The organism is Melaminivora jejuensis (genome assembly GCF_017811175.1).
Lineage (GTDB): Bacteria > Pseudomonadota > Gammaproteobacteria > Burkholderiales > Burkholderiaceae_C > Melaminivora > Melaminivora jejuensis.
Window position 1 is genome coordinate 86,122 of sequence record NZ_JACWIJ010000002.1, and the last position, 26,969, is coordinate 113,090.

Annotated in this window: 31 protein-coding genes, 2 tRNA genes and 1 pseudogene; 23 read left to right on the forward strand and 11 right to left on the reverse strand. The window is 65.3% G+C overall.

Annotated elements, in window-relative coordinates; translation table 11 throughout:
- The first annotated feature begins 6 nt into the window (after positions 1-6).
- From IDM45_RS00665 to tatC, 6 genes are all read left to right on the forward strand, one after another.
- Complete coding sequence (locus IDM45_RS00665; protein ID WP_209421202.1) at positions 7-399, forward strand: phosphoribosyl-ATP diphosphatase; 393 nt, start codon at positions 7-9, stop codon at positions 397-399.
- On the forward strand, positions 396-779 hold the full coding sequence (locus tag IDM45_RS00670; RefSeq protein ID WP_209421203.1) for a DUF4870 family protein: 384 nt from the start codon (positions 396-398) through the stop codon (positions 777-779). The genes IDM45_RS00665 and IDM45_RS00670 overlap by 4 nt, the downstream gene beginning before the upstream one ends.
- A 133-nt stretch (positions 780-912) precedes the next feature.
- On the forward strand, positions 913-1,272 hold the full coding sequence (locus IDM45_RS00675) for a histidine triad nucleotide-binding protein (RefSeq protein WP_209421204.1): 360 nt from the start codon (positions 913-915) through the stop codon (positions 1,270-1,272).
- Positions 1,273-1,393: 121 nt separating this feature from the next.
- Positions 1,394-1,639: a Sec-independent protein translocase subunit TatA gene (gene tatA, locus IDM45_RS00680; RefSeq protein WP_209421205.1), complete on the forward strand. Its 246-nt coding sequence runs from the start codon at positions 1,394-1,396 to the stop codon at positions 1,637-1,639.
- A gap of 51 nt (positions 1,640-1,690) precedes the next feature.
- Complete coding sequence (gene tatB / locus IDM45_RS00685; protein WP_209421206.1) at positions 1,691-2,182, forward strand: Sec-independent protein translocase protein TatB; 492 nt, start codon at positions 1,691-1,693, stop codon at positions 2,180-2,182.
- A gap of 105 nt (positions 2,183-2,287) precedes the next feature.
- A complete protein-coding gene (tatC, locus tag IDM45_RS00690) occupies positions 2,288-3,076 on the forward strand; it encodes a twin-arginine translocase subunit TatC (RefSeq protein ID WP_209421207.1) in 789 nt (262 codons plus the stop codon).
- Between the two features lie 104 nt (positions 3,077-3,180).
- Here tatC and IDM45_RS00695 read toward each other — a convergent pair whose 3' ends face one another.
- Positions 3,181-4,323, reverse strand: a complete 1,143-nt coding sequence (locus IDM45_RS00695; RefSeq protein ID WP_209421208.1) for a trypsin-like peptidase domain-containing protein — start codon at positions 4,321-4,323, stop codon at positions 3,181-3,183.
- 86 nt (positions 4,324-4,409) lie between these two features.
- On the opposite strand from IDM45_RS00695, the gene IDM45_RS00700 reads away from it, so the two are divergent.
- Together IDM45_RS00700 and pdxA are read left to right on the forward strand one after the other, a co-directional pair.
- Positions 4,410-5,165: a Nif3-like dinuclear metal center hexameric protein gene (locus tag IDM45_RS00700; RefSeq protein WP_209421209.1), complete on the forward strand. Its 756-nt coding sequence runs from the start codon at positions 4,410-4,412 to the stop codon at positions 5,163-5,165.
- 51 nt (positions 5,166-5,216) lie between these two features.
- Positions 5,217-6,287: a 4-hydroxythreonine-4-phosphate dehydrogenase PdxA gene (pdxA, locus tag IDM45_RS00705; RefSeq protein ID WP_232653644.1), complete on the forward strand. Its 1,071-nt coding sequence runs from the start codon at positions 5,217-5,219 to the stop codon at positions 6,285-6,287.
- On the opposite strand, the gene mscL is transcribed toward pdxA, so the two are convergent.
- Positions 6,268-6,723 (reverse strand): large conductance mechanosensitive channel protein MscL, encoded by a 456-nt coding sequence (gene mscL, locus IDM45_RS00710; RefSeq protein ID WP_209421210.1) that lies wholly within the window; start codon positions 6,721-6,723, stop codon positions 6,268-6,270. The genes pdxA and mscL overlap by 20 nt on opposite strands.
- 134 nt (positions 6,724-6,857) lie before the next feature.
- On the opposite strand from mscL, the gene petA reads away from it, so the two are divergent.
- From petA to IDM45_RS00740, 6 genes are all read left to right on the forward strand, one after another.
- Positions 6,858-7,457, forward strand: coding sequence for a ubiquinol-cytochrome c reductase iron-sulfur subunit (gene petA / locus IDM45_RS00715; protein ID WP_209421211.1), 600 nt, complete (start codon positions 6,858-6,860; stop codon positions 7,455-7,457).
- Positions 7,458-7,472: 15 nt separating this feature from the next.
- Entirely contained in the window at positions 7,473-8,894 is a 1,422-nt protein-coding gene (locus tag IDM45_RS00720; RefSeq protein WP_209421212.1) for a cytochrome b, read from the forward strand.
- A 22-nt stretch (positions 8,895-8,916) separates the two neighbouring features.
- Positions 8,917-9,672, forward strand: a complete 756-nt coding sequence (locus tag IDM45_RS00725) for a cytochrome c1 (protein ID WP_209421213.1) — start codon at positions 8,917-8,919, stop codon at positions 9,670-9,672.
- A 107-nt stretch (positions 9,673-9,779) separates the two neighbouring features.
- Positions 9,780-10,391 (forward strand): glutathione S-transferase N-terminal domain-containing protein, encoded by a 612-nt coding sequence (locus IDM45_RS00730; protein ID WP_209421214.1) that lies wholly within the window; start codon positions 9,780-9,782, stop codon positions 10,389-10,391.
- A gap of 29 nt (positions 10,392-10,420) precedes the next feature.
- Positions 10,421-10,960: a ClpXP protease specificity-enhancing factor gene (locus IDM45_RS00735; RefSeq protein WP_209421215.1), complete on the forward strand. Its 540-nt coding sequence runs from the start codon at positions 10,421-10,423 to the stop codon at positions 10,958-10,960.
- Between the two features lie 104 nt (positions 10,961-11,064).
- Positions 11,065-11,140: transfer RNA gene (locus IDM45_RS00740), tRNA-Thr, on the forward strand.
- A 69-nt stretch (positions 11,141-11,209) separates the two neighbouring features.
- On the opposite strand, the gene IDM45_RS00745 is transcribed toward IDM45_RS00740, so the two are convergent.
- Positions 11,210-11,509 carry a hypothetical protein gene (locus tag IDM45_RS00745; protein ID WP_209421216.1) on the reverse strand — a complete coding sequence of 100 codons (300 nt, stop codon included), beginning with the start codon at positions 11,507-11,509 and terminating at the stop codon, positions 11,210-11,212.
- A gap of 223 nt (positions 11,510-11,732) precedes the next feature.
- Here IDM45_RS00745 and secA point away from each other — a divergent pair, with 223 nt between their 5' ends.
- The 7 genes and pseudogenes from secA to IDM45_RS00780 all read left to right on the forward strand — a co-directional run bounded on the left by secA (position 11,733) and on the right by IDM45_RS00780 (position 19,367).
- A complete protein-coding gene (gene secA, locus IDM45_RS00750; protein WP_209421217.1) occupies positions 11,733-14,495 on the forward strand; it encodes a preprotein translocase subunit SecA in 2,763 nt (920 codons plus the stop codon).
- 84 nt (positions 14,496-14,579) lie between these two features.
- Positions 14,580-15,809 (forward strand): bifunctional glutamate N-acetyltransferase/amino-acid acetyltransferase ArgJ, encoded by a 1,230-nt coding sequence (gene argJ, locus IDM45_RS00755; RefSeq protein WP_209421218.1) that lies wholly within the window; start codon positions 14,580-14,582, stop codon positions 15,807-15,809.
- A gap of 66 nt (positions 15,810-15,875) precedes the next feature.
- On the forward strand, positions 15,876-16,748 hold the full coding sequence (locus tag IDM45_RS00760; protein ID WP_209421219.1) for an ATP-binding protein: 873 nt from the start codon (positions 15,876-15,878) through the stop codon (positions 16,746-16,748).
- A complete protein-coding gene (locus IDM45_RS00765; RefSeq protein ID WP_269783619.1) occupies positions 16,745-17,176 on the forward strand; it encodes an NUDIX domain-containing protein in 432 nt (143 codons plus the stop codon). Before IDM45_RS00760 ends, IDM45_RS00765 begins: the two co-directional genes overlap by 4 nt.
- Before the next feature lie 85 nt (positions 17,177-17,261).
- Positions 17,262-18,356 (forward strand): ABC transporter ATP-binding protein, encoded by a 1,095-nt coding sequence (locus IDM45_RS00770; RefSeq protein ID WP_209421220.1) that lies wholly within the window; start codon positions 17,262-17,264, stop codon positions 18,354-18,356.
- Positions 18,357-18,421: 65 nt separating this feature from the next.
- Positions 18,422-19,051 (forward strand): annotated as a pseudogene (locus IDM45_RS17380) (ABC transporter ATP-binding protein).
- Between the two features lie 28 nt (positions 19,052-19,079).
- Complete coding sequence (locus tag IDM45_RS00780) at positions 19,080-19,367, forward strand: DUF1330 domain-containing protein (protein WP_209421221.1); 288 nt, start codon at positions 19,080-19,082, stop codon at positions 19,365-19,367.
- On the opposite strand, the gene IDM45_RS00785 is transcribed toward IDM45_RS00780, so the two are convergent.
- From IDM45_RS00785 to IDM45_RS00820, 8 genes are all read right to left on the reverse strand, one after another.
- On the reverse strand, positions 19,355-19,570 hold the full coding sequence (locus IDM45_RS00785; RefSeq protein ID WP_209421222.1) for a DNA gyrase inhibitor YacG: 216 nt from the start codon (positions 19,568-19,570) through the stop codon (positions 19,355-19,357). The genes IDM45_RS00780 and IDM45_RS00785 overlap by 13 nt on opposite strands.
- 12 nt (positions 19,571-19,582) lie before the next feature.
- Positions 19,583-20,338: a cell division protein ZapD gene (zapD, locus tag IDM45_RS00790; protein WP_209423939.1), complete on the reverse strand. Its 756-nt coding sequence runs from the start codon at positions 20,336-20,338 to the stop codon at positions 19,583-19,585.
- A gap of 58 nt (positions 20,339-20,396) precedes the next feature.
- Entirely contained in the window at positions 20,397-21,011 is a 615-nt protein-coding gene (coaE, locus tag IDM45_RS00795) for a dephospho-CoA kinase (protein ID WP_209421223.1), read from the reverse strand.
- A complete protein-coding gene (locus IDM45_RS00800) occupies positions 21,008-21,907 on the reverse strand; it encodes a prepilin peptidase (protein ID WP_209421224.1) in 900 nt (299 codons plus the stop codon). The genes coaE and IDM45_RS00800 overlap by 4 nt, the downstream gene beginning before the upstream one ends.
- A complete protein-coding gene (locus tag IDM45_RS00805; RefSeq protein ID WP_209421225.1) occupies positions 21,907-23,124 on the reverse strand; it encodes a type II secretion system F family protein in 1,218 nt (405 codons plus the stop codon). The genes IDM45_RS00800 and IDM45_RS00805 overlap by 1 nt, the downstream gene beginning before the upstream one ends.
- A 41-nt stretch (positions 23,125-23,165) precedes the next feature.
- On the reverse strand, positions 23,166-24,899 hold the full coding sequence (pilB, locus tag IDM45_RS00810) for a type IV-A pilus assembly ATPase PilB (RefSeq protein WP_209421226.1): 1,734 nt from the start codon (positions 24,897-24,899) through the stop codon (positions 23,166-23,168).
- A 138-nt stretch (positions 24,900-25,037) separates the two neighbouring features.
- Positions 25,038-25,114: transfer RNA gene (locus IDM45_RS00815), tRNA-Pro, on the reverse strand.
- Between the two features lie 29 nt (positions 25,115-25,143).
- A complete protein-coding gene (locus IDM45_RS00820; RefSeq protein ID WP_209421227.1) occupies positions 25,144-26,127 on the reverse strand; it encodes a polyprenyl synthetase family protein in 984 nt (327 codons plus the stop codon).
- Between the two features lie 166 nt (positions 26,128-26,293).
- Between IDM45_RS00820 and rplU the strand changes: the two genes are divergently transcribed.
- The gene (rplU, locus tag IDM45_RS00825; RefSeq protein WP_209421228.1) at positions 26,294-26,605 is read left to right on the forward strand and encodes a 50S ribosomal protein L21; all 312 of its coding nucleotides are present in this window, start codon (positions 26,294-26,296) and stop codon (positions 26,603-26,605) included.
- 26 nt (positions 26,606-26,631) lie between these two features.
- A complete protein-coding gene (gene rpmA, locus IDM45_RS00830; protein ID WP_209421229.1) occupies positions 26,632-26,889 on the forward strand; it encodes a 50S ribosomal protein L27 in 258 nt (85 codons plus the stop codon).
- Positions 26,890-26,969: the final 80 nt, after the last annotated feature.

The following is a 26,969-nucleotide window of genomic DNA, read 5'->3' on the forward strand; positions in this document are numbered from 1 at the left end:
CACCCCATGTCCACCAGCAGCAACGATTCCCTGGCCCGCCTGGCCGCCATCATCGACAGCCGCAAGCCCGAGCGCGGCGGCGACGCCACGAGCAGCTACGTCGCGCGCCTGCTGCACAAGGGGCCGGATGCCTTTCTGAAGAAGATCGGCGAGGAGGCCACCGAGGTCGTCATGGCCGCCAAGGACGTGCAGCACGGCAGCGCCGAGGCGGCCACACTGGTCTATGAAGTGGCCGACCTGTGGTTCCACAGCATGATCGCGTTGGCGCACTTCGGCCTGCAGCCGGCCGATGTGATCGCCGAGCTGGAGCGCCGCGAAGGCACCAGCGGCATCGAGGAAAAGGCGCTGCGCAAGGTGCAATCGCGCGAGCGCGAGGACGCAGGAGGTGCCACGCCGTGAACCGCGACATCATCGATATCGAGCCCGACCAGCGCGCCAATTCGCTCAAGGCCATCGGCTGGGTCAGCTATGTGCTGCACCTGATCGTCGCCCTGGGTGCAGTGCTGCCGGGTACGCAGCCGGGTGCGGCGCTGCTGATCGTGGCGCTGATCATCGACCTGGTGAAAAAGAGCGACGCCGAGGGCACCTGGCAGGCCAGCCATTTCTCCTGGCGCATCCGCACCGTGATCTGGGCCGGTGTGCTGTACGTGCTGACGGCGCCGCTGTGGCTGCTGATCTTCCCGGGCTGGATTGCCTGGGGCCTGATCTCCATCTGGTTTCTGTATCGCATCGTGCTGGGCATGGTGGCCATGAACAAGAACCAGGTCGTTCGTCCCTGAGGTAGGGTGTCGTCTAGGCGCGGCGCGCTGGATGCCGGTTGTGCGATGAGCGTCGGGCGTTCGGCGCAAGCAGCCGCAAGGGCCGCCGACGCACAACGCATGACGCTCAACCTCACCTTCTCTTCCCGCCATCATGAAACACGACCCCGATTGCCTGTTCTGCAAGATCGCCGCCGGCCAGATCCCGTCCAGGAAGGTCTATGAGGACGAGCAGGTCTTCGCCTTCCACGACATCGCCCCCTGGGCGCCGGTGCATTTCCTGGTCATCCCCAAGCAGCACATCCCGTCCATGGCAGCGGTGACGCCCGAACACTCGGCGCTGCTGGGCCACATGCTGACCCTGGCACCCAGGCTGGCGCAGCAAGAAGGCTGCAACCCTTATCCCGAGGGCGGCTTTCGCCTGGTCATCAACACCGGCGAGGAGGGCGGGCAGGAGATCCACCACCTGCACCTGCACGTCATCGGCGGCCCGCGGCCCTGGAAGAAGGGCTGAGCGCATGGGCATCGCCAGGGCCGTGGCCGGCCCGGCGTCTAAAATGGCCTGGATTCGTGGCACCCGTCAGCCGGCAGCGGCGTCCGGGTTGAAGCGAGCGAGCAAACATTAGGAGATTTTCATGGGTACGTTTTCCATCTGGCACTGGCTGGTGGTGCTCTTGATCGTGGTGCTGGTCTTCGGCACCAAGAAGCTCAAGAACATCGGCTCCGATCTGGGCGGCGCCGTCAAGGGCTTCAAGGACGGTATGCGCGACGGCTCTGCCGAGGCCGATGCTGCGGCCCAGCCGCCAGTGGGCCAGGTGACGGGCAATGCCCCGTCCGCCGACCGCTCCACCATCGATGTCGAAGCCCGGCGCAAGGGCTGAAGTGCCTGATGCTGCCTGCATCTGCCCCCTGCACCGTCCGCTGAAGCCCGCATGATCGACATCGGCCTGTCCAAGATGGCATTGATCGGCGCCGTGGCGCTGGTCGTCATCGGCCCGGAGAAACTGCCGCGCGTGGCGCGCACCGTGGGCACGCTGCTGGGCAAGGCGCAGCGCTACGTCGCCGACGTCAAGGCCGAGGTCAACCGCTCCATGGAGCTCGACGAGCTGCGCAAGATGAAGAGCGACATCGAGGGCGCGGCGCGCGATGTCGAGCACAGCATCCGCACCGAGGCCGGCAATTTCGAGAAGGACTGGAATCAGGCCGTCGCCGGGCTGGAGTCCTCCGCCGACGGCAGTGCCGGTGCGGCGTCCGGCTTTGCCGATGCGTCGGCAGTGGTGCCCAGCTATCGCCATCCGGGCAAGAACTGGCGCCTCAAGCGCGCCGCCGTGCCGCGCTGGTACAAGGCGCGCGCCGGCGTGCGCACCCATGTGCAATCGGGTGCGGCGCGCGTGGCGCGCTTTCGGCCCCGCAAGTTCCGCTGAGAGGCCTGGGCCTTTCCCCTTGAACCCTGGCACCGGCAGCCCGCTTGACGACCGCCGGTGCAGCGGCGCCCCGCTGCCGGTGGCAGCGCGCCGCCACCTGAAGCCATGTCTGAACCCACCAAATCCCAAGACGAGCTGGCCGGCACCGAGCAGCCTTTTGTCGAGCACCTGATGGAGCTGCGCGACCGGCTGGTGCGCGCGCTGATCGCCGTGGGCCTCGTGGCCGCCGTGTTGTTTTTCTGGCCCGGGCCGGGGCGGCTGTACGACCTGCTGGCCGCGCCGCTGGTGTCGCATCTGCCCCAGGGCGCGACCATGATCGCCACCTCGGTCATCTCGCCCTTCATGGTGCCGCTCAAGATTTTGCTGCTGTCGGCCTTCCTGATCGCGCTGCCCTTCGTGCTGTACCAGGTCTGGGCCTTTGTCGCGCCGGGGCTGTACTCGCACGAAAAACGCCTGGTGCTGCCGCTGGTGGTGTCCAGCACGCTGCTGTTCTTTCTGGGCGTGGCGTTCTGCTACTTTTTCGTCTTCGGCCAGGTGTTCAGCTTCATCCAGGGCTTTGCCCCCAAGAGCATCACCGCCGCGCCCGACATCGAGGCCTATCTGGGCTTCGTCATGACCATGTTCCTGGCCTTCGGCCTGGCCTTCGAGGTGCCGATCGCCGTGGTCGTGCTGGCGCGCCTGGAGGTGGTGAGCGTGGACAAGCTCAAGAGCATCCGTGGCTATTTCGTGGTCGGCGCTTTCATCGTGGCGGCCATCGTCACGCCGCCGGACGTGGTCTCGCAACTGGCGCTGGCCATCCCGATGTGCCTGCTGTACGAGCTGGGCATCTGGGCGGCGCAGCTGTTCATCCGCCACACCAAGGCGCCCGAGGACGGCACCGAGTCGGCCCGCTGAGCGCGCCTTCGGCGGTCTTCACCGCCGGGTTTGTAGCCGAAACGGCTGCCAGGGCTTGTGGGACAAGCGTTGGCAGCTATTTTTTGATAGTTCTCTATTGATGCTCAACGGCGCTGCTGCAGGGCGCGCGGGCGGGTGCCGGGCACGACGGCCAGCTCGATGCGCTCGTCGCCGCGCTGCACCTGGAAGGGCGCACTCGCGCCGGGTTTCAGCGCCGCCACGGCGGTGAGCAGCTGCGGCACGGTGTTGGTCGGCTTGCCGCCCACCTGCAGGATGACGTCGCCCGGACGCACGCCGGCCTGCGCCGCCGGGCCGCCCTGCAGCACGCCGGTGATGATCACGCCCTCGGTGGCGCGCACGCCAAAAGTCTGCGCCAGCTCGGGCGAGAGTTCATTGGGCTCCACGCCGATCCAGCCGCGCGTGACCTGGCCGTCGCGCACGATGCCATCGAGCACCAGCCGCGCCGTGGACACGGGGATGGCAAAGCCTATGCCCATGCTGCCGCCCGAGCGTGAATAGATGGCCGTGTTGATGCCCATCAGATTGCCGTTGACATCGACCAGCGCGCCGCCCGAGTTGCCGGGGTTGATGGCGGCATCCGTCTGGATGAAGTTCTCGAAGGTGTTGATGCCCAGCTGGCTGCGCCCCAGTGCCGAGACGATGCCGCTGGTCACCGTCTGGCCGACGCCAAAGGGGTTGCCAATGGCCAGCACCTGGTCGCCTACGGCCAGCTGATCGGAGTCGCCCAGCACGATCACGGGCAGCTTGTCCAGCTGCACGCGCAGCACGGCCAGATCGGTCTCGGGGTCGGTGCCGATCACGCTGGCGCGCACGCGGCGGCTGTCCGAGAGCGTCACCTCGATCTCGTCGGCGCCCTCGACCACGTGGTTGTTGGTCAGGATGTAGCCCTCGGGGCTGATGATGACGCCGCTGCCCAGGCCCATTTGCGCCTGCGTGCCCTGGTCGCCGAAGAAGAACTGGAACCACGGGTCGTTGCTGCGCGGGTGGCGCACCGCCTTGCTGGTGTTGATGCTGACCACCGCCGGCGAGGCCTTGCGCGCTGCCGCGCTGAAGCTGCCGGCCACCGGCTGGCCGCCCGGCACCTCGGGCGCCTCGATGACTGAGATGCCGGCGCGCGTGGTGGCCACGCCGCGCTGCAGCCAGGTGGGTTGCAGTGTGGCAACGACGAAGTAGGCGGCGACGAGTACCGTCACGGCCTGGGAAAACAGCAACCAGTAGCGCTTCATGGCAGGTGGGGCGTGGGGGCAAAGGCCCTGATTGTCGCGCCTGCACGGGTAGCCCCGGCGTCGGACGGGCGCGGCACAATGAATACATGAGCATTGCAAGACAAGATCTCCTGGCCCGCCTGGATGCGCTGCTGGAGCCGGCGCGCTTCAAGGACTACGGCCCCAATGGCCTGCAGATTGAGGGCAGGCCGCATATCCGCCGCATCGTCAGCGGCGTAACGGCCAGCCGGGCGCTGATCGACGCGGCCATAGCGGCGCATGCCGACGCGCTGTTCGTTCATCACGGCCTGTTCTGGCGCGGCATGGACGGGCGCATCACCGGCTGGCTCAAAGAGCGCATCCAGCGCCTGCTGGCGCACGACATCAACCTGATCGCCTACCACCTGCCGCTGGACGCGCACCCGACACTGGGCAACAACGCGCAGCTGGGCGCCCGCCTGGGCTGGCAGTGGGACGCGCGCTTTGGCGAATATGACCTGGGCTTTGCCGCGCCTTGCGAGGTGGCCAGCGCCCAGGTGCTGGCGCAGCTGGTGCAGCAGGCGCTGGGCCGGGCGGTGACGCTGGTGGCACCGGACGGCACGCCACGGCCCATCCGGCGCGTCGCCTGGTGCTCGGGCGGGGCGCAGGACTGGTTCGAGGCGGCGATTGCCGCCGGGGCCGATGCTTTCATCACCGGCGAGATGTCCGAGCCGCAGCCGCACCTGGCGCGCGAGAGTGGCGTGGCCTTCATCGCCGCCGGCCACCATGCGACCGAGCGCTACGGCGCACCGGCCGTGGCCGCCTACGTGGCCGCCGAGCTGGGCCTGGAGCATGAATTCATCGACATCGACAATCCGGCTTGACTATGATTTCAATAGCTGTCAACGCTTGTCCAGCAAGGGCTGGAGGTCGATTTGACTGATATTTCCCAGGCCTTTTCGGCATATTCCAAACCCCTGGCCATCACCCAGGGCGACCCGGCAGGCATAGGCCCGGAGATCGTCGCGCAGGCCTTTTGCACGGCGCCCGAGCTGCTGCAGGGCTGCTTCGCGGTCGGCGACACGGCCACGCTGGCGCGCGCCCTGGCGCTGGTGCAGCCGCCTGGCCGCCCGGCGCTGGCAGTGCAGCGCATCGAGCATCTGGATACGCTGGCCGATCTGCCGCCGCACATCCTGCCGGTGTGGCAGCTGCCGGGCCTGCCGCAATCCGTGCCGCTGGGCGTGGTCAGCGCCGAGGCGGGTCGCGCCGCTGCCGACTGCGTGCTCTGGGCCACGCGCGCCACGCTGGCCGGGCAGGTGGCCGGCCTGGTCACGGCGCCGCTGCACAAGGAGGCGCTGGCCGCCGCCGGCGTGCCCTATCCGGGCCATACCGAGCTGCTGCAGGCCGAGGCCGCGCGCCACGCCGGCGTGCCGATTGCGCAGATGCCGGTGCGCATGATGCTGGCCAGCGACGAGCTGCGCACCGTGCTGGTCAGCATCCACATGGCGCTGCGCGAGGCGATTGCTGCCGTGACGCTGGACAACGTGCTGCAGACGCTGCACATCACCCATGCAGCACTGGGCCGCAGCCTGGGCCGGGCGCCGCGCATGGCCGTGGCCGGGCTGAATCCGCACGCTGGCGAGGGCGGCCTGTTTGGGCGCGAGGAGCTCGACATCATCGCGCCGGCCATTGCGGCGGCGCGCGCGGCGGGGCTGGACGCGCATGGCCCGTACGCGCCGGACACGGTCTTCATGCGCGCCCGGCACACTCCGCAGCGGCCAGGCGAGTTCGACGTGGTGCTGGCCATGTACCACGACCAGGGCCTGATCCCGGTGAAGTACCTGGGCGTGGACAAGGGCGTCAACGTGACCCTGGGCCTGCCGCTGGTGCGCACCAGCCCGGATCACGGCACGGCCTTCGACATCGCCGGGCGCGGCGTGGCCGATGCGGCCAGCCTGATCGAGGCCGTGCGCATGGCACGCGCACTCAGTTCTGCGGGCGCTTGAGACTGTCGCGGATCTCGCGCAGCAGCACGATGTCCTCGGGCGGCGGCGGAGGCGGCTCGTCTTTCTTCGGCTCCTCGGCGTGGTGCGGAAACTCGCGCTTCAAGCGGTTGATCTGCTTGACCATCATGAAAATGATGAAGGCCAGGATGAAGAAGTTCAGGCCCACGGTGATGAAGTGGCCATAGGCGAACACTGGTACGCCGGCTTTGCGCACCGCCTCCAGTGTGTGCGGCGTGTCCGGCGGAATGTGCGCCAGCGGTATGAACAGGTTGGAAAAATCCAGCTTGCCAAAGACCAGGCCGACCACCGGCATGATCAGATCGTTGACCACCGAGTCCACGATCTTGCCGAAGGCGCCGCCGATGATCACGCCTACGGCCAGATCGATGACGTTGCCCTTGACGGCAAATTCGCGAAATTCCTGTGCAATGCTCATGTGCAGCCTTTCGTGTGTTGGAACAAGGCCGGCAGTATTGCCGAGCATGGCGCGGCGCGGCGCGGCCGGGGAACTTTTTCGCTCCGCTACAATTTGCCGTTGACCTTTTATAACGATGCATACCGAGGATCCCCATGAGTGATACTCCGATCGACTCCAGCAAGCGGACGTGGCTGATCGCGTCCGGCTGCGCTGGCGCGGCGGGCGGCGTGGCAGTTGCCGTTCCCTTTGTCAGCACGTTCCAGCCGTCCGAGAAGGCCAAGGCGGCCGGCGCTGCGGTCGAGGTGGATATCTCCCAGCTCAAGCCGGGCGAGAAGATTACCGTCGAGTGGCGCGGCAAGCCGGTGTGGATCATCCGCCGCACGCCCGAGCAGTTGGCCGATCTGCCTAAGCTCGATGGCCAGCTGGCCGATCCGCAGTCCCAGCGCAACCCGGCAGAGTTCACACCGCCCTACGCGCAAAACGAGCACCGCTCCATCAAGCCGGAAATCCTGGTGGCCGTGGGCATCTGCCCGCACCTGGGCTGCTCCCCTTCGGACAAATTCGCCACCGGCCCGCAGCCCTCGCTGCCCAATGACTGGCACGGCGGCTTCCTGTGCCCCTGCCACGGCTCGACTTTCGACATGGCGGGCCGGGTGTTCAAGAACAAGCCTTCGCCCGACAACCTGCCGGTGCCGCCGCACATGTACCTGTCGGACACCAGGCTGCTCATCGGCGAAGACAAGAAAGCCTGAGGGAGGCACTGACAGATGGCTGCTTACCGCGAATTCAAGGAGCTTTCGCCCAATGCCTCGGCGGGTGCGAAGACGATGAACTGGCTGGAGAACCGTTTTCCGACGGCCTTCGATGCCTACAAGGTTCACATGTCGGAGTACTACGCTCCGAAGAACTTCAACTTCTGGTACATCTTCGGCTCGCTGGCGCTGCTGGTGCTGGTGATCCAGATCGTCACCGGCATTTTTCTGGTGATGCACTACAAGCCCGACGCTGCCAAGGCGTTCGAGTCGGTCGAGTACATCATGCGCGACGTGCCCTGGGGCTGGCTGATCCGCTACATGCACTCCACGGGCGCCTCGGCGTTCTTCGTCGTGGTCTATCTGCACATGTTCCGTGGCCTCTTGTACGGCAGCTACCGCAAGCCGCGCGAGCTGGTCTGGATCTTCGGCTGCGCCATCTTCCTGGCGCTGATGGCCGAAGCCTTCATGGGCTATCTGCTGCCCTGGGGCCAGATGTCGTACTGGGGCGCGCAGGTGATCGTGAACCTGTTCTCGGCTATTCCCTTCATCGGCCCCGACCTGGCGCTGCTGATCCGTGGTGACTACGTGGTGGGCGATGCAACGCTGAACCGCTTCTTCAGCTTCCACGTCATCGCCGTGCCGCTGGTGCTGCTGGGCCTGGTCGTGGCGCACCTGCTGGCGCTGCACGACGTGGGCTCCAACAACCCCGACGGCATCGAGATCAAGGGCCCGGGCAAGCCAGTGGACGCCAACGGCCATCCGCTGGACGGCGTGCCCTTCCATCCGTATTACACGGTGCATGACATCTTCGGCGTGGCCATCTTCCTGTTCATCTTCTCGGCCATCATCTTCTTTGCGCCCGAGTTCGGCGGCTATTTCCTGGAGTACAACAACTTCATCCCGGCCGATCCGCTGAAGACGCCCGCGCACATCGCCCCGGTCTGGTACTTCACGCCGTTCTATTCGATGCTGCGTGCCATCACCAGCGAGATGATGTATGCGCTGATCGCCTGCGTGGTGCTGGGTGCCGGCTTTGGCGTGCTCAAGGCCCGCCTGCCCGGCATCATGAAGGCCATCGTGCTGGGCGCCGCCGTGGTGGGCATCGCCCTGATGCTGGCCATCGACGCCAAGTTCTGGGGCGTGGTGGTCATGGGCGGTGCCGTGGTGATCCTGTTCTTCCTGCCCTGGCTAGATCAGAGCCCGGCGCGCTCCATCCGCTACCGTCCCGACTGGCACAAGTGGGTCTATGCCGTGTTCGTGGTCAACTTCGTGATCCTGGCCTATCTGGGCGTGCAGCCGCCGTCGCCCATCGGCGAGCGCGTCTCGCAGGTCGGCACGCTGTTCTATTTCGGCTTCTTCCTGCTCATGCCCTGGTGGAGCCGCCTGGGCACACCCAAGCCCGTGCCCGAGCGCGTGACCTTTGCCGCCCACTGAGCCCGAGCTGGAGAACATCAACATGAAGAAGATGCTTTTTGCGTTGCTCACCGCCGTGGGCTTGATGGCCGGTGCCCACGCTGCCGAGGGCGGCGTGGCCTGGGACAAGGCGCCCGTGAACGTCAGCGATACCGCATCGCTGCAAAACGGCGCCAAGCTGTTCGTCAACTACTGCCTGAACTGCCACTCGGCAGCCTTCATGCGCTTCAACCGCCTGAAGGACATCGGCCTGACCGACGAGCAGATCAAGGACAACCTGCTGTTCACCACCGACAAGGTCGGCGAGACCATGAAGGCGGCCATTGACCCGCTCAAGGCCAAGGAATGGTTCGGCGCCAACCCGCCCGACCTGACGGTGATTGCCCGCTCTCGCGCCGGCTCCGGCGGCTCAGGTGCCGACTACCTCTACACCTTCCTGCGCACCTTCTATCGCGACGACACCAAGGCCACGGGCTGGAACAATCTGGCCTTCCCCAGCGTCGGTATGCCGCACGCGCTGTGGCAGCTGCAAGGCGAGCGCCGTCCGGTGTTCGAGGAGCGCACCGTGGGCGACAGCACCGAGCATGTGTTCCGCAGCTGGGAGCAGATCTCGCCGGGCAGCATGAGCGAGCAGCAGTACGACCAGGCCGTGGGCGATCTGGTCAATTACCTGCAGTGGATGGGCGAGCCGGCGCAGAACACCCGCGTGCGCATCGGCGTCTGGGTGCTGGCCTTCCTGGCCGTGTTCACCTTCATCGCCTGGAGGCTGAATGCCGCCTTCTGGAAGGACGTCAAGTAAGCGTTGCAACCCAGGCCGGGCAGCAGGTGCAGGCCTGCTGTCCGGCCGGATTCCAGAGTGGTCGCGCCGGCGCGTCCACTCTTTTTGATTTTCAGGAGCCACACACCATGATGGTGCTTTACTCGGGCACGACCTGCCCCTTCTCCCACCGCTGCCGCTTCGTGCTGTTCGAAAAAGGCATGGATTTCGAGATCCGGGACGTCGATCTGTACAACAAGCCCGAGGACATCAGCGTGATGAATCCCTACGGCCAGGTGCCCATCCTGGTCGAGCGCGACCTCATCCTGTACGAGTCCAACATCATCAACGAGTACATCGACGAGCGCTTCCCGCACCCGCAGCTGATGCCGGGCGACCCGGTGGATCGCGCGCGCGTGCGCCTGTTCCTGCTGAATTTCGAGAAAGAGCTGTTCGTCCACGTGAACACGCTGGAGTCGCGCGCCACCAAGGGCAACGAAAAGGCCCAGGAGGCCGCGCGCGCCCACATCCGCGAGCGTCTGACGCAACTCGCCCCGGTGTTTCTCAAGCAAAAATACATGATGGGCGAGGGCTTTTCCATGCTGGACGTGGCCATTGCCCCACTGCTGTGGCGCCTGGACTACTACGGCATCGAGCTGTCCAAGAACGCCGCACCGCTGCTCAAATACGCCGAGCGCATCTTCTCGCGCCCGGCCTACATCGAAGCGCTGACGCCATCCGAAAAAGTCATGCGCAAGTGACTGCCACCGCCTGACCTGAGCCTGCCCGCATGACGACCAACGACGATTCCCTGGCCTTTCCGTCCACCCGGCCCTACCTGATCCGGGCGCTGCACGAGTGGTGTACGGACAACGCTTTCACGCCCTATCTGGTCGTGCGGGTCAACGAGTCGGTGCGCGTGCCGCGCGAGTACGTCAATAACGGCGAGATCGTGCTCAACGTCAGCTATGACGCCACGGGCGGGTTGCAGCTTGGCAATGACTTCGTCGAGTTCAAGGCGCGCTTCGGCGGTCGGCCACACGACATCATCGTGCCGATGCGCCGCGTGATCGCCATCTATGCACGTGAGAATGGCCAGGGCATGGCCTTCCCGCTGGACGATGAACCCGAAGTCCAGACCGCCGGGGCGCTCCTGGGCGCAGCGCCTGCCGAAGGCAGCGGGCGCGGCCCCCGGGCGCTGCAATCGGTGGGCAGCCTGGCGCCGGAAGAGGAGGGCGAGGGGAGCGACCAGCACGATGGCGACGAGCCGCGCCCGCCCCAGCCTCCGGGCGGCGGCGTTTCCCGGCCTTCCCTTAAGCGTGTGAAGTAGCCCCAGCCTGCCCAGGCAGGATGCCGACCGGATGGCATGATCAGTTTTGCATGTCGTGGGCGGTTTTGGCGGCTACAATGCCGCCTTCACCCAGATGCCCAGATGCCGGTTTAGCTCAGTTGGTAGAGCACCCGCCTTGTAAGCGGTAGGTCGTCAGTTCGAATCCGACAACCGGCACCATCTCCCCACCCCCTCTTTTTTCATTCGCCGCGCCACACAGGCATTGTGCGGGCCTTGCTGCCCCGGCCTTCAGCTGTGGATCTTCAGGCGGATCGAGTTCACTTCCCAGCCCCGACTGCGCAAATGTGCCTGCAGCGCCGGCAGCAATTGCCGCAGCTTGGCGGCGGCAGCATTGCCGCGCACCAGCAGGCACCAGCTATCGCCCTCGATCGGGCCGGCCTGCAGGGCCGGACGCAGCAGCGGCGGAATCAGGACTTCCACGGCCCGCAGGCGTTCGCTGGACTCGCGCGTGAGTGCCGTCAGGCGCGCCAGCGTGGGCGCTTCCTGGCTGGCCTGCTGGACGGTGATGGCGTGGTGGCGGCGGTTCATGGAGGCGACAGGGCAGGGGCGACGGACGGGGCGGCAATTATCGACCAGCTCGGCAGGCGGCCATTCGAGGCAGCAAAAGCGCAAATGTAGAATGCCCTGTTTTGCTGCTCCTGTGCCTTGTGTTGTCCACAGGCATCCGGGGCGGCAAGTCGGACACCTCTCATCTAGGAAACGCGCCCGCCTAGGCGCCGCCCAGTCGGCGCGCTCCGGCGGTCCTGCACGCATGGCCACCAACTTCCTCACCAAGATCTTCGGCAGCCGCAATGACCGGCTGCTCAAGCAATACCGCAAAACCGTCGCGCGCATTAACGCCATGGAAGCGGAGTACGAAAAACTGAGCGACGAAGCACTGCGCGGCAAGACGCAGGAGTTCAAGGAGCGCATCGCCCGCGGCGAAACCCTGGACGCGCTACTGCCCGAGGCCTTCGCCGTGGTGCGCGAAGGCTCCAAGCGCGTCATGAAGATGCGCCACTTCGACGTGCAGCTGATCGGTGGCATGGCGCTGCACCACGGCAAGATCGCCGAGATGCGCACCGGCGAGGGCAAGACGCTCACGGCCACGCTGCCGGTCTATCTGAATGCCCTGTCGGGCCAGGGCGTGCATGTTGTCACGGTGAACGACTACCTGGCCAGCCGCGACGCGCAATGGATGGGCCGGCTGTACAACTTCCTGGGCCTGTCGGTGGGCATCAACCTGCCGCAGATGCCGCGCGAGGAAAAGCAGGCAGCCTATGCTAGCGACATCACCTACGGCACCAACAACGAATACGGCTTCGACTACCTGCGCGACAACATGGTCTATGACGCGCGCGAGCGCGTGCAGCGGCCGCTGAACTACGCCATCGTCGATGAGGTGGACTCCATCTTGATCGACGAGGCGCGCACGCCGCTGATCATCAGCGGCCAGGCCGATGACCACACGGCCATGTACGTGGCCATCAACAAGATCGTGCCGCTGCTCACGCGCCAGGAGGGCGAGGCCGACCCGCGCACTGGCGAGGGCGTGACCAAGCCGGGCGACTTCACCGTCGATGAAAAGACACACCAGGTCTTCCTGACCGAGCAGGGCCACGAGAACGCCGAGCGCATCCTGGCCAGCCACGGCCTGATTGCCGAAGGCGCGACGCTGTACGACCCGGCCAACATCGCCCTGGTACACCACCTGTACGCGGCGCTGCGCGCGCACCACCTGTACCACCGCGACCAGCATTACGTGGTGCAGGGCGGCGAGATCGTCATCGTCGATGAGTTCACCGGTCGCCTGATGTCGGGCCGGCGCTGGAGCGAGGGGCTGCACCAGGCGGTGGAGGCCAAGGAGGGCGTGACCATCCAGGCCGAGAACCAGACGCTGGCTTCGATCACCTTCCAGAACTACTTCCGCCTGTACGCCAAGCTGTCGGGCATGACCGGCACGGCGGACACCGAGGCCTACGAATTCCAGGAAATCTACGGCCTGGAGACCGTGGTCATCCCCCCCAATCGGCCCAGCCGGCGCGATGACCAGCTCGACCGCGTGTACAAGACCACGCGCGAGAAATACGACGCGGCGATTGCCGACATCCGCGAGTGCCACGAGCGCGGCCAGCCGGTGCTGGTAGGCACGAGTTCGATCGAGAACTCGGAAATCATCGCCCAGCTGCTGACGCAGGCCAACTTGCCGCATCAGGTGCTCAACGCCAAGCAGCACGCCCGCGAGGCCGACATCGTCGCCCAGGCGGGCCGCCCCGGCATGATCACGATTGCCACCAACATGGCCGGGCGCGGCACCGACATCGTGCTGGGCGGCAACGTGGAAAAGGCCATCGCCGCACTGGATGAGGACGAGAGTCTGACGCCCGAACAGCGCGCCGCCCGCGCCGAAGAACTGCGCGCCCAGTGGAAGGAAGACAACGCCCGGGTGTCGGCCCTGGGCGGCCTGCGCATCATCGCCACCGAGCGGCATGAGTCGCGGCGCATCGACAACCAGCTGCGCGGTCGCTCGGGCCGCCAGGGCGATCCGGGCTCCTCGCGCTTTTACCTGAGCCTGGACGACCAGCTCATGCGCATCTTTGCCGGCGACCGCGTCAAGGCCATCATGGATCGCCTGAAGATGCCCGAGGGCGAGGCCATCGAGGCCGGCATCGTCACGCGCAGCATCGAGAGCGCCCAGCGCAAGGTCGAGGCGCGCAACTTCGACATCCGCAAGCAGCTGCTCGAATACGACGACGTGGCCAATGACCAGCGCAAGGTCATCTACCAGCAGCGCAACGAAATCCTGGACACCACCGAGCTGGCCCAGCTGATCGACGTCATGCGCGACGATTGCCTGGCCGATGTCGTGCATCAGTACGTGCCGCCCGAGTCAGTGGAGGAGCAATGGAATCTGCCGGCGCTGGAAAAGGCCCTGGCCACGGACTGGCAGATTGAGCTGTCGCTGCAAAAGCTGGTCGAGGGCTCGGAGGCCATCACCGACGAGGACATCCTGGAGCTGGTGCAGAAGGCCGGTCGCGAGGCCTTCGAGGCCAAGGTGGCGCAGGTCGGGCAGGAGAACTTCACCCAGTTCGAGCGCATGGTGCTGCTGCAGAGCTTCGACACCAACTGGCGTGACCACTTGGCGGCGCTGGACTATCTGCGCCAGGGCATCCACCTGCGCGGCTACGCGCAAAAGCAGCCCAAGCAGGAATACAAGCGCGAGGCCTTCGAGCTGTTCCGCCAGCTGATCGACCAGGTCAAGAACGAAGTCACCCGCGTCATGATGACGGTGCAGGTGCAGTCGCCCACCCAACTGGACGAGGCCGCCCAGGCCATGGAGCAGCGCGGCGAGGGCAGCATTGCCAACGTGACCTACACCGCGCCGGGCGAGGACGGCAACCCGCAGGTGAACGAGGGCGCTGCCCAGGCCGGCACTGCAGCCCTGGCGACACCTGGCGTGCGTGTGGGCCGCAACGACCCCTGCCCGTGTGGCAGCGGCAAGAAGTACAAGCAGTGCCACGGCAAGCTGACCTGAAGCACTGAGCCGCCACAGTCCGGCGCACGCATCCAGGGCGGCGCCGGCTTTTTCATTTCATCGCCACTTGTCAAGGATGAGGCCATGCCCGTGAATCTGTCCGCCCCCGATGTCCGCAGTCTGCACCCCGTCGCCGGTGTCCGCATCGGCGTCGCCGAAGCCGGCGTGCGCAAGGCCAATCGCAAGGATTTGACGGTGTTCCTGCTGGACGAGGGCGCCAGCGTGGCCGGTGTCTTCACCAGCAACCGCTTCTGCGCTGCGCCGGTGCAGGTCTGCCGCGAGCACCTGCATGGCGGCAGCGCCATCCGCGCCATGGTCGTTAACACCGGCAACGCCAATGCCGGCACCGGCGCCGCCGGGCTGCAGGCGGCGCGGGACACCTGCGCGGCGCTGGCGCAGCAACTGGGCATCGAAACCAGTCAGGTGCTGCCGTTTTCCACCGGCGTCATCATGGAGCCGCTGCCCGTGGAGCGCATCGTCGCCGGCCTGCCGGCCGCGCTGACCGACGCGCAGCCGGCGCACTGGGGCCGCGCTGCCGAGGGCATCATGACCACCGATACCCTGCCCAAGGCCGCCAGCCGGCGGGTGGAGATCGAAGGGCGCACGGTCAGCATCACTGGCATTAGCAAGGGCGCCGGCATGATCCGGCCCAACATGGCCACCATGCTGGGCTTTGTCGCCACCGATGCCTGCATCGCGCCCGAGTTGCTGCAGCCGCTGGTGTGCGAGCTGGCCGATGCGTCCTTCAACCGCATCACCATCGACGGCGACACCTCGACCAACGACTCCTTCATGCTGGTGGCTACACACCAGGCCGGCCACGCGCCCATCACGCAGCTGGGCAGCGAAGCGGGCCAGCAACTCAAGGCTGCCCTGCTGGCCGTGGCGCAGGAGCTGGCGCAGGCCATCGTGCGCGACGGCGAGGGTGCGACCAAGTTCATCACCGTGCGCGTCGAGGGCGGCAGGACAGGCGAGGAGTGCCGCCAGGTGGCCTATGCCATCGCGCACTCGCCACTGGTCAAGACGGCCTTCTTCGCCAGCGACCCGAACCTGGGCCGCATCCTGGCTGCTGTCGGCTACGCCGGTATTGCCGATCTGGATCAGACGCTGATCGACCTGTACCTGGACGATGTGCATGTGGCCGTGCAGGGCGGGCGCAACCCGGCCTACCGCGAGGAGGACGGCCAGCGCGTCATGCGCCAGAGCGAGATCACGGTGCGCGTGCTGCTGGGCCGGGGCGAGGCGGCGGACACCGTCTGGACGTGTGATCTGAGCCATGACTACGTGACCATCAACGCGGACTACCGCTCCTGATATCACTTTGATTTACTACTAAAATAATAGCTGACACCGCTTGTCCAGCAAGGCATTGAAGCCAAAATGACCATAAATTTTCAACAATTGATGGAACGTGCCGAGCGCCTCATGGCGCGCATCGAGGCTGTCCTGCCCGGGCCGCTGGCCGCGCCCGACTGGTCGGCAGCCGTAGCCTGGCGCTACCGCAAGCGCGCCAGCGGCCACGGCGCGCTGGAGCCGGTGCGCCAGGTGGCGGTGATGCGGCTGGAGGATCTCAAGGAGATTGATGCCCAGAAGGAAAAGGTGCAGCGCAACACCGAGCAGTTCGTGCATGGGCGCAGCGCCAACAACCTGCTGCTGACCGGCGCGCGCGGTACCGGCAAGTCCTCGCTGATCCGTGCCTGCCTGCAGGCCTACGCCGCCGATGGCCTGCGCCTGATCGAGGTGGACAAGGCCGACCTGACCGATCTTCCCGACATCGTCGAGGTCGTGGCCGGGCGGCCCGAGAAATTCATCATCTACTGCGACGACCTGAGCTTCGAGGAAGGCGAGGGCGGCTACAAGGCGCTCAAGTCCATCCTGGACGGCTCGGTGGCGGCAAGCACGCCCAACGTGCTGGTCTATGCCACCAGCAACCGCCGCCACCTGCTGCCCGAGCAGATGAAGGACAACCTGAGCTACACCACCAGCGCCGATGGCGAAATCCATCCGGGCGAGGTGGTGGAGGAAAAGATCTCCCTGTCCGAGCGCTTCGGCCTGTGGGTCAGCTTCTACCCCTTCAGCCAGGACGAGTATCTGACCATCGTGGCGCAGTGGCTGTCGGCCTTTGGCGTGGCGCAGGAAGCCATCGAGGCGGCGCGCCCCGAGGCGCTGGTCTGGGCGCTGGAGCGCGGCTCGCGCAGTGGCCGGGTCGCCTGGCAGTTCGCCCGCGACTACGCAGGGCGGCAGCCGGCGTGATCCAGGCCGACCAAGCCCGCCCGCGCACCGAAGTGGTAGTCGCCATCGTGCTGCGTGCCGATGGCCGCTTCCTGCTGGCCACCCGTCCGCCGGGCAAGCCCTACGCGGGCTATTGGGAGTTTCCGGGCGGCAAGGTCGAGGCTGGCGAGACGATCGAGCAGGCGCTGCGGCGCGAGTTGCACGAAGAGCTGGGCATGGACGCCCAGCGCATCCAGACCTGGCAGGTCACCGAGCACGACTATCCCCATGCCCGGGTGCGCCTGCACTGGTGCCTCGTCGAACATTGGCAAGGCGCCCTGCAGGCGCGCGAGGGGCAGGAGCTGAGCTGGCAAGCCTGCCCGCCCGATGTTGCGCCCGTACTGCCGGGGGCCTATCCCATCCTGGACTTGCTGGCTGCCCGCCCGGGTATCGCACGCCAGCCTTCCTGAAGCTGCCCCGGGCTTTCCGACCGCCGCCGGTCGGGCCTGTGTGCAAGTTTCAATAAATCCCAAACCTTACAAAACGCTGACTCTCTTGCTTCTGGCGGAAAGTGCCACGGCCATCGGTGGTGCCGGCACCCTGTTCGGCCCGCTACTGGGCGCGGCTACCTGGCTGTATCTGAGCGATCTGTTCCAAGTCACCTTCAAGCTGGGCACGACCTGGAAGCTGATTCTGGGCCTGGTCTTTGTGCTGCTGGTGGTTTTCCTGCGGCGCAGCATTGCCGGCGGCCTGGCCGATCTGTACATGCTGATCACGCGCGGGCGCCAGCCGGCGCAGACGGCTCCGGCCAGCGCCACGGTACCGGCGGCGCAACGCATGGGTGCAGTGACGCTCAAGCAGCGACAAAGCCCGGCTGGGCGGCAAAGCGGCCCCATCCTGCAGGTCAAGGGCCTGAGCAAGCGCTATGGCGGCCTGCTGGCCAACAAGGACATCGACTTCAGCGTCGATCACGGCGAGATTCGCGGCATCATCGGCCCCAATGGCGCCGGCAAGAGCACCTTCTTCAAGATGCTGACCTGCGAGGTCGAGCCGACCACGGGGGCTATCACCTTCGAGGGTCGCGACATCACCGGCATGGGCGTGGTCGACGCCTGCCAGCTTGGCCTGACCAAGAGCTACCAGATCAACCAGCTGTTCGAGCGCCTGACGGTGCGGCAGAACCTGCAGATCTCGGCACTGGCGGAAATCCGTGGCAAGTTCAAGCTGGATTTTCTCAAGAGCATGAATCGCGTGCCCGGCCTGACCGAGCAGGTCGAGGGCACGGCAGCCCTGGTGCATCTGACGCGCCGCCTGGATGCTCCGGTATCCGAGCTGGCCTACGGCGAGAAGCGCCGCCTGGAGATCGGCCTGGCGCTGGCTTCCTCGCCCTCGCTGCTGCTGCTCGATGAACCCCTGGCCGGCATGAGCCACGAGGAACGTGTCGAGACCGTAGCGCTGCTCAAGTCCATCGCCCAGGGCCGAACTCTGGTGGTCATCGACCACGACATGGACTCGCTGTTCGAGCTGGTGGAGCGCATCACAGTGCTGCAAGAGGGCAGTCTGCTGGTGGAAGGCACGCCGGAAGAAATCAAATCCAATGCCAAGGTGCAGGAAGCCTACCTTGGTGGTGTCTATGAGGAGATGGCATGAGCCTGCTCGAAGTCAGTGGACTGAACAGCTACTACGGCGACAGCCACATCCTGTTCGACGTGGCGATGCGCGTCGAGAAGAACGAAGTCGTGGCGCTGCTGGGGCGCAACGGCGCCGGCAAATCCACCACGTTCAAGAGCCTGATGGGCGTGGTCAAGCCGCGCAGCGGCAGCGTCAGGCTCGATGGCGTGGAGCTGGCCGGCCAGAAGGCCCATGCCATCGCGCGCCACGGTATGTAGCTGGTGCATGAGGAGCGGCGCATCTTCGGCAGCCTGACGGTTGAGGAGAACATCATCCTGGCCGGGCTGACTGCCAGCAACAAGTGGCCGCTGGCGCGCATCTACGAGATGTTCCCGCGCCTGCGCGACCGCTGCCGCAGCCGGGGCACCGACCTGTCGGGTGGCGAGCAGCAGATGTTGGCCATTGCCCGCGCCCTGGTGCGCGACCCCAAGATCATCCTGCTCGACGAGCCTTTCGAGGGGCTGGCGCCAGTCATCGTCAAGGATCTGGTGCGCATCTGCCGCGAACTGGCCCAGGCCGGGCAGACCATCTTGTTGATCGAGCAGAACCTGGCGGCAACGCTGTCGCTGGCCAAGCGGGTCTATATCCTGAACAATGGCCACATTGCCCATGAAGGCACAGCCGCAGAGTTGAAGGCCCAGCCCGAGATCATCCAGCGCTATCTCGGCGTATGACGTCTGACGCGGCAAGGAGCGGCGAGCCATGAGCCAGGCCCAAGTCATCGGTCGCATCACCGTGCTGGACGAGCGGCTGTGGGCCGAGTACCGCAGCCGGGTTGGCCAGACGCTGCTGCCCTGGCAAGGCGAGATGCTAATGCGTGGCACGCGGGCCGATCGGCTCTCGGGTCATGAGTCGCATGAGGATGTGGTCGTGATCGGCTTTCCCGATCTGGTTGCGGCACGCGGCTGGTTCGCCTCGGCGCAGTACCAGGCCCTCATCGCGCTGCGACAGCGTGCCGCCGATGTGGTCTTGTCAATCTACGAGGCCTGATCGCCATCCGGCGGCAGACCTGCATCCGGCTCCGCATCGGGTACGCGAAACTCCTCGGCTGCCCAGGCACCCAGGTCGATGTCGCGGCAGCGCCTGCTGCAAAAGGGTCGGTATGGGTTGGCCGCGCTGTACAGGCTGGGGCCGCCGCAGGTCGGGCAGGCGACCTGCTTCGAGGCTGGAAAGGGTGTGGTGTCACTGGTCATGGAGAGGCCTCCTCAGGCACACAGGGTGAGCTCGAACGAGGCATCTTCATGACTGGCCACCAGGCGGCCACCAGGCTCCTGGCGCATCAGGCGCACCGAGACAATCAGGCGGTTGCCGCTGATTTCAGGAATCAGGCCCAGCGTGGGATCGATGCGCAGGCGCAGCAGCTGAAAGCTGCGGCCCTGCGGCAGGTTCTGCTGGAACTGCCCGTTCTGGGCGGCGACCTTTTGCGGCAGACCGGCGTCGCGCAGCAGGCGCAGCAGCAGCAGGACGGCATCGGCCAGAGGAGCCAGAGTGGCCGACCAGCGCTGCAGATCCTGCTGGCGTCGCTCGGGCGGGAGCTGCTGCCAGGCGTAGTAGGCCGGCAGGTCGAAGCCACAGGTGCCACCGGGGATGCCGATGCGGCTGCGGATGCTCATCAGCCACTCGTTTTCGGTCAGAGAGTGACCAGCCTTGCCGTTTTGGGCGTTGAGCTGGGCAAAACACTCGTCGAGCTGTCCGATCACGCTCTCCAGAGCGCTTTCGGAAATTGACGGATTGCCCCTGTAGCCTTCGAACTGGTGCCTGTGGCGCTCCAGATCCTTGAGCACGTCGGCCTTCAGGTCGGCCCGCGCGGCCACGTCCATGACCTCGAAAATGCTGACCAGAGCATAGTGATGATCCAGCGAGTGGGCGCGTCCCATGAGCTCGCCCAGGCGACGAAACAACTGCTCCAGGCGCAAATAGGTTCTCAGTCGTTCGTTGAAAGGGTATTCGTAGAGGATCACGCTGCGGGGTTGTTGGGGCGGCGGGCGCATGGCGGCAAGACCGGCTTTTGCTTTTGGATCATAGCCCGAAGTGTGACGCGACTTTGTGCGCCAGCGCCTGCAGTTGCTGCAGTGACAGCCCATCGTTGAAAATTACCCAGTCGGCTGTGGCCCGGCGCCTGGCACGGCTGCTTTGCGTCGCCATGATGGCTTCGATGGCCGCCACGTCCAGCCCGCTGCGCGCCTGTACGCGCCTGATCTGCGTCGCCTCCAGGCAGTCCACGACCACTACGGCATCGAGCTGACGTGGCCAGTGGGCCGATTCGGTCAGCAAGGGGATGTCCAGCACCACCAACTCGTAGCCAGCAGCCGACGCCGCTTCTTCGGCCTGGGCAATGGCCTGGCCTACCAGCGGATGCACGATGGCCTCCAGGCGGGCGCGGGCTGCCGGGTCGGCAAAGGCCAGGGCGCGCATCCGGGCTCGATCCAGCGCGCCTGAGGCGTCGATGAATTCAGCGCCGAACTGGCGCTGGATCTCCTCAATGGCCGAGCCGCCAGGCAGCGTGACCCCACGGGCCAGCTGATCCGCATCGACCAGAGCCGCGCCGCAGCCTCGCAGCATGGCAGCGAAAGTGCTCTTGCCGCTGCCGATGCCGCCGGTGACGCCCAGTCGGATGTGGGAGCGAATGGTCATGCCAACCCCAGCACGGACAGCACGGCCTGCATGATGCGCTGCGGCCCCCATAGCAGCGCGGCCAGACCACCGCCGGCCAGAAAGGGGCCGAAGGGGACATATTTGCCCTCGCGCAGATTGCTGGCCAGCTTCAGGGCAATGCCGACGATGGCGCCGATGACCGAGGCTAGCAGGATGATGGGCACCAGGGCTTGCCAGCCGAACCACGCCCCCAGGGCAGCGAACAGCTTGAAGTCGCCATAGCCCATGCCCTCCTTGCCAGTGGCCAACCTGAAGGCCCAGTACACCGCCCACAGGGACAGATAGCCGCCTGTTGCGCCGATGATGGCGTCCGCTGGCGACACCCCGGTCAGGCCGGCCACGGCAGCCAGCAGCCCGCCCCACAGCAGCGGCAGCGTGATGTCGTCGGGCAGCAAAGTGGTGTCCCAGTCGATGGCCGTCAGGGTCACCAGGGTCGCACAGAAGGCGCACCATAGCGCTGTGACTGGCGTCCAGCCCCAGCGCAAGGCACAGGCAAGAAACAGTGCGCCGGTGGCCAACTCGACCAGCGGGTAGCGCAGGCCGATAGGAGCCTGGCAGGCCGAGCAGCGTCCGCGCAGGAACAGCCAGCTCAGCACTGGAATATTCTCGAACCAACGCACTCCATGGCCGCAGGAAGGGCAGCGCGAGCGCGGTGTCCACAGATTGAAGGGTGCGGCATCTGCAGCATTGACGGCGTTGGCTGGCCCGCCCGTCTGCACCGGCAACCCGCTTTCCTGCGCGTACTGAGCATATTCGGCAGCCCACTGGCGCTCCATCATTTGTGGCAGGCGATGGATGACCACATTCAGGAAGCTGCCCACCAGCAGACCCAGGATGCCGACGACCAGCGCATCGACCAGCAGTGTGCCGAACATCAGACCACCTGACCGAGCTTGAAGATGGGCAGGTACATCGACACCACGATGCCGCCGATCAGCGAGCCCAGAAAGACGATGATGATGGGCTCCATCAGGCTGGACAGGCCGGCCACCATTTCATCGACCTCGGCTTCGTAGAAATCGGCAGCCTTGCCCAGCATGTGATCCAGCGCGCCGGACTCCTCGCCGATGGCTGTCATCTGCAACACCATGGACGGAAAGACGTTGGCGTTGCCCATGGCAGCGGTCAGGCTGGTGCCGATGGAGACTTCCTGCTGGATCCTTTCCGTCGCTGATGCGTACACGTAGTTGCCGCTGGCGCCCGCCACCGAGTCCAGGGCCTCCACCAGAGGCACGCCGGCAGCAAACATGGTGGACAGGGTGCGCGTCCAACGCGCCACGGCGGATTTGTCGATGAGCACGCCAAAAATCGGCAGCTTGAGCAGCGCCCTATCCATGACCTGCTGCATACGCTCGCTGCGCTTCCAGGCCTGCATAAAGAAATAGAAGCTGCCGCCGATCACGCCGAAGATCAACCACCAATAGCTGACGAAGAACTCGCTGATGCCCATGACAAGCAGGGTTGGCGCGGGCAGGTCGGCGCCGAAGGAAGTGAAGACCTCCTTGAACGCCGGAATCACGAAAATCATGATGATGGTGACCACGATGAAAGCCACCACGATTACCGAAATCGGATACATCAGGGCCGAGCGGATCTTGGATTTGATGGCCTCGGTCTTTTCCATGTACAGGGCCAGTCGATCCAGCAGCGCCTCCAGAATGCCCGCCGCCTCGCCGGCCTCGACCAGATTGCAGTACAGCGCATCGAAATACATCGGGTATTTGCGGAACGCGGTATTGAGCGACGTGCCGGTTTCCACATCCGAGCGGATGTCGTTGAGCAGTTTGGTGACACTGGGATTGGCGTTGCCGCGCCCGACGATGTCAAAGGATTGCAGCAGGGGCACGCCGGCCTTCATCATGGTGGCCATCTGGCGCGTGAACAGGGCAATGTCCTTGGGCTTGATCTTCTTGCCCGAGCGCATGCGCCGCTTCTTGATCCGGGTGGGCAGCACGCCCTGGCGCCGCAGCGTGGCCTTGACCTGGTTTTCTCCAGATGCGCGCAGTTCGCCGCGAACGATCTTGCCGCTGCGATCTTTGCCTTCCCATTCATAGACGACATCCTTGATGTCGCGCGCTGCAGTCGTGGCCATGTCGTCAATCCCTCGTCATTGTTTTTTCTGCACCGCTTGCATCACTCATTGGTGACCGCCAGCACTTCGTCCAGCGATGTCACGCCCAACTTAGCCTTGTGCAGAGCCGATTCGCGCAGGGAACGCACGCCTTCGCGCCTGGCCTGGGCAGCGATGTCCAGCGCACTGCCGTCGCGCAGGATAATCTGCTGCATCTCCTCGCTGATGGGCATGACTTGGTAGATGCCGACTCGGCCCTTGTAGCCGTTGTTGCAGGCCGAGCAGCCCACTGCCCGATAAGGCACCCACGAGCCATCGAGCTCATCGTCTGGATAGCCGGCGTCCAGCAGGGCTTCGTGCGGGATGTCTGCCGGCTCCTTGCAGTTAGGGCACAGCCGGCGCGCCAGGCGCTGGGCAGTGATCAGGATGACGCTGGAGGCGATGTTGAATGGCGCAATGCCCATGTTGCGCATCCGGGTCAGCGTGGTGGGTGCGTCGTTGGTGTGCAGCGTAGACAGCACTAGGTGACCGGTCTGGGCGGCCTTGATGGCGATGTCGGCAGTTTCCAGGTCGCGAATTTCACCGACCATGATGATGTCCGGATCCTGGCGCAGGAAAGCCTTGAGGGCAGCAGCGAACGTCAGCCCGGCCTTGTCGTTGACGTTGACCTGATTGACCCCCGGCAGGTTGATTTCCGAGGGGTCTTCCGCCGTGGCGATGTTGACCCCGGGTTTGTTGAGCAGGTTCAGACAGGTGTAGAGCGAAACCGTCTTGCCCGAACCCGTCGGCCCGGTGACCAGGATCATGCCGTAGGGTCGGCCAATGGCGCTGAGCAGGCGCTCCTTTTCGACTGGCTCATAGCCCAGCGCCTCGATGCCCAGCTTGGCGCTACTGGGATCGAGGATACGGATCACGATCTTTTCGCCAAACAGCGTAGGCAAGGTGCTGACACGAAAGTCGATCACCCGATCGGGACCCACCTTGAGCTTCATCCGACCGTCTTGGGGTATGCGTTTTTCGGAAATGTCCAGGCGTGAAATCACCTTGATGCGCGAAGCCAGCTTGTCCTTGATGGCGATCGGCGGGGAGGCGATCTCGCGCAGCTCGCCATCGATGCGAAAGCGCACCCGGTACTGGTGCTCGTAGGGCTCGAAATGCAAGTCCGATGCACGCATATTGAAGGCATCAAGCAGCATCTTGTGCAGGAATTTGACGATGGGTGCGTCTTCGACCTCACTGGCGGCGCTCTCGTCCTCGCTTTGCTCCGCTTCGGGCTGGATGTCGTCGAAATTGAAGTCGTCCAGTCCGGCGCTTGCCTGCAGTGCCTCGTCGCCCTTGACGGCGGCGTCGATCAGCCGCAGCAGCTTGTCGTGCTCGGCAACTACCCAATCCACACCCAGCTGGGTGGTGAACTTGATTTTTTCTGCTGCTTCCTGTTGGGTCGGGTCTGCCGTGGCCACGATCAGGCGATTGCCGCGCTTGGCCAGGGCCATCACGCCGTATGCCTGGCACAGCTTGATGTCCAGCAGGTCGCGGGAAGTGCGCAGCGGATCGAGCGCATCCAGGTCGAGCAGGGGTGCGCCGAAGATGGAGGAGACGGTATGCGCCAGCTCGGCGCTGGTGATGGACGTGGCAGACGTCAGCGTGGTGATGAAGTGCGTGCGCGTTGCCTGGGACTTGCGAAAGAGCTCTTCGGCCGTCTGCTGATCCAGCTTGCCCACGGACATCAGGGCGCGGGCAAGGCCCGGCAGGGCGACGGGCTGGGCCTGTTTCTGGGCGGGATTGGCGGTGACCATGTAACCAGCAAGGTATTTGACGACAATGGGTCATCCTATCATCGACGGAGCCGGACGCTGCGGCTGCCGATGGAGACGCAGAAACGACAAAGCCCCGGCGTGCGGGGCTTTGCGAGTTCTCGATGTGCGGGAAAGATCTGGTCGGGGTGAGAGGATTCGAACCTCCGGCCTCTACGTCCCGAACGTAGCGCTCTACCAGGCTAAGCTACACCCCGATGTGCTTGTGCATTGCGCGCCCTTGGCTTCAGGTGCGCCGCTCAAGCAGCTGAGCCGCCAATTGTAGCAAAGCTTCGGTGTAGGAATTGGCTGGCAGCGCACGAATTGCATCCATGGCCAACCGTGCCTGGCCAGCGGCGGCTTTGTGTGTGGCGGCCAGTGCGCCCGTTTCGCGGATGATGGCCATCACCGGCGTCAAATCTTCGACCGTGCCGCTTTCGATCACGCCGCGCAGCAGTTCACGCTGCTGCGGCGTGCAGCGCTGCATGGCAATGATGAGCGGCAGCGTGACCTTGCCCTCGCGCAGGTCGTCGCCCAGGTTCTTGCCCATCTCGTGCGCGTCGCCGTCGTAGTCGAGCACGTCGTCGATGACCTGGAAGGCAGTGCCCAGTGCCTGGCCGTATTCGGCGCAGGCCTGCTCGACCTCGGGTGTGCAGCCGGCCAGGATGGCGGCCAGGCGGGCGCTGGCCTCGAACAGCTTGGCGGTCTTGGAGCGTATGACATGCAGATAGCCTGCTTCGTCGAGCGAGGCATCGTGCGTGTTCATCAGTTGCTGCACCTCGCCTTCGGCAATGACGTTGGTGGCATCGGCCAGCACCGCCATCACGCGCATGTTGCCCGTGTCCACCATCATCTGGAAAGCGCGCGAGTACAGGAAGTCGCCCACCAGCACGCTGGCCGGGTTGCCGAAGCTCTCGTTGGCAGTGGCGCGGCCCCGGCGCAGCGTGGACTCGTCCACCACATCGTCGTGCAGGAGCGTTGCGGTGTGGATGAACTCGACCACGGCAGCCAGGTTGAAGCGCTGTGCGCCCCGGTAGCCCAGCGCGCCGGCCATCAGCAGCAGCAGGGCCGGGCGCAGACGTTTGCCGCCAGCGGAGATGATGTAGCGCGCCACCTGGCCGACCAGTGGAACGCCCGAGTGCAGACGCTCGGCGATGACGTTGTCCACCTCGCGCATGTCCGGCTGGATCAGCGCAAGGGCGGCGGCGGTGCTGGGGGATGAGGCGGCCAAGGTGAGGTGAGGCGGTTGATGCAAAACCGTCAATTATAGGAAGCGCATCCGGCGCCTTCCTGCACCCGGGATCCGGGTGCGCTTTGCGGTTTTTGCTGCAGCGCAGTACAATTACCGGTTCTGCAGAAATTCGTTTGCAGAACTTCAACTCTACAAAGAGGTTTACATGTACGCGGTCATAAAAACCGGCGGCAAGCAGTATCGCGTTGCTGTTGGCGAAAAAATCAAGGTAGAACAGATTGCTGCGGATGTGGGCCAGGAGTATGTGATCGACCAGGTTCTGGCTGTCGGCAACGGCACCGAACTCAAGGTGGGCACGCCCCTGGTATCCGGCGCCAGCGTCAAGGCCACCGTCGTGGCCCACGGCAAGCACGACAAGGTGCGTATCTTCAAGCTGCGCCGTCGCAAGCACTACCAGAAACACCAGGGCCATCGCCAGCAGTTCACCGAACTGCAGATCGAGGCGATTGCCGCTTGATGACTTGAGCACCAGGAGAAACTCTCATGGCACAGAAAAAAGGCGGCGGCTCTACGCGAAACGGGCGCGATTCCAAGCCCAAGATGCTCGGTGTGAAGGCCTACGGCGGTGAGCTGATCAGCGCCGGCTCCATCATCGTGCGCCAGCGCGGCACGCGCATGCACCCCGGCGACAACGTCGGCATCGGCAAGGATCACACGCTGTTTGCGCTGGTCGATGGCCGTGTGTCGTTCGCCACCAAGGGCGCGCTGTCCAAGCATACGGTCAGCATCACCCCGGCCTGATCGGCCAGCCCCTCAAGCCTGGCGACAGGCCTGATCCGCAAAGCCCCGTGACGCAGCCGTGCTGCCCCGGGGCTTTGCTG

Bases quoted from the DNA above. Each gene is read 5' to 3' on its own strand.
- IDM45_RS00785 (WP_209421222.1), bottom strand. From the start codon at position 19,570: ATGACCAGTGACACCACACCCTTTCCAGCCTCGAAGCAGGTCGCCTGC.
- secA (WP_209421217.1), top strand. From the start codon at position 11,733: ATGGCCACCAACTTCCTCACCAAGATCTTCGGCAGCCGCAATGACCGG.
- IDM45_RS00665 (WP_209421202.1), top strand. From the start codon at position 7: ATGTCCACCAGCAGCAACGATTCCCTGGCCCGCCTGGCCGCCATCATC.
- IDM45_RS00760 (WP_209421219.1), top strand. From the start codon at position 15,876: ATGACCATAAATTTTCAACAATTGATGGAACGTGCCGAGCGCCTCATG.
- IDM45_RS00720 (WP_209421212.1), top strand. From the start codon at position 7,473: ATGGCTGCTTACCGCGAATTCAAGGAGCTTTCGCCCAATGCCTCGGCG.
- IDM45_RS00730 (WP_209421214.1), top strand. From the start codon at position 9,780: ATGATGGTGCTTTACTCGGGCACGACCTGCCCCTTCTCCCACCGCTGC.
- IDM45_RS00695 (WP_209421208.1), bottom strand. From the start codon at position 4,323: ATGAAGCGCTACTGGTTGCTGTTTTCCCAGGCCGTGACGGTACTCGTC.
- tatC (WP_209421207.1), top strand. From the start codon at position 2,288: ATGTCTGAACCCACCAAATCCCAAGACGAGCTGGCCGGCACCGAGCAG.
- IDM45_RS00800 (WP_209421224.1), bottom strand. From the start codon at position 21,907: ATGTTCGGCACACTGCTGGTCGATGCGCTGGTCGTCGGCATCCTGGGT.
- IDM45_RS00780 (WP_209421221.1), top strand. From the start codon at position 19,080: ATGAGCCAGGCCCAAGTCATCGGTCGCATCACCGTGCTGGACGAGCGG.
- petA (WP_209421211.1), top strand. From the start codon at position 6,858: ATGAGTGATACTCCGATCGACTCCAGCAAGCGGACGTGGCTGATCGCG.
- argJ (WP_209421218.1), top strand. From the start codon at position 14,580: ATGCCCGTGAATCTGTCCGCCCCCGATGTCCGCAGTCTGCACCCCGTC.
- rpmA (WP_209421229.1), top strand. From the start codon at position 26,632: ATGGCACAGAAAAAAGGCGGCGGCTCTACGCGAAACGGGCGCGATTCC.
- tatB (WP_209421206.1), top strand. From the start codon at position 1,691: ATGATCGACATCGGCCTGTCCAAGATGGCATTGATCGGCGCCGTGGCG.
- IDM45_RS00700 (WP_209421209.1), top strand. From the start codon at position 4,410: ATGAGCATTGCAAGACAAGATCTCCTGGCCCGCCTGGATGCGCTGCTG.
- IDM45_RS00745 (WP_209421216.1), bottom strand. From the start codon at position 11,509: ATGAACCGCCGCCACCACGCCATCACCGTCCAGCAGGCCAGCCAGGAA.
- IDM45_RS00735 (WP_209421215.1), top strand. From the start codon at position 10,421: ATGACGACCAACGACGATTCCCTGGCCTTTCCGTCCACCCGGCCCTAC.
- IDM45_RS00725 (WP_209421213.1), top strand. From the start codon at position 8,917: ATGAAGAAGATGCTTTTTGCGTTGCTCACCGCCGTGGGCTTGATGGCC.
- mscL (WP_209421210.1), bottom strand. From the start codon at position 6,723: ATGAGCATTGCACAGGAATTTCGCGAATTTGCCGTCAAGGGCAACGTC.
- coaE (WP_209421223.1), bottom strand. From the start codon at position 21,011: ATGACCATTCGCTCCCACATCCGACTGGGCGTCACCGGCGGCATCGGC.
- IDM45_RS00805 (WP_209421225.1), bottom strand. From the start codon at position 23,124: ATGGCCACGACTGCAGCGCGCGACATCAAGGATGTCGTCTATGAATGG.
- IDM45_RS00675 (WP_209421204.1), top strand. From the start codon at position 913: ATGAAACACGACCCCGATTGCCTGTTCTGCAAGATCGCCGCCGGCCAG.
- tatA (WP_209421205.1), top strand. From the start codon at position 1,394: ATGGGTACGTTTTCCATCTGGCACTGGCTGGTGGTGCTCTTGATCGTG.
- pilB (WP_209421226.1), bottom strand. From the start codon at position 24,899: ATGGTCACCGCCAATCCCGCCCAGAAACAGGCCCAGCCCGTCGCCCTG.
- rplU (WP_209421228.1), top strand. From the start codon at position 26,294: ATGTACGCGGTCATAAAAACCGGCGGCAAGCAGTATCGCGTTGCTGTT.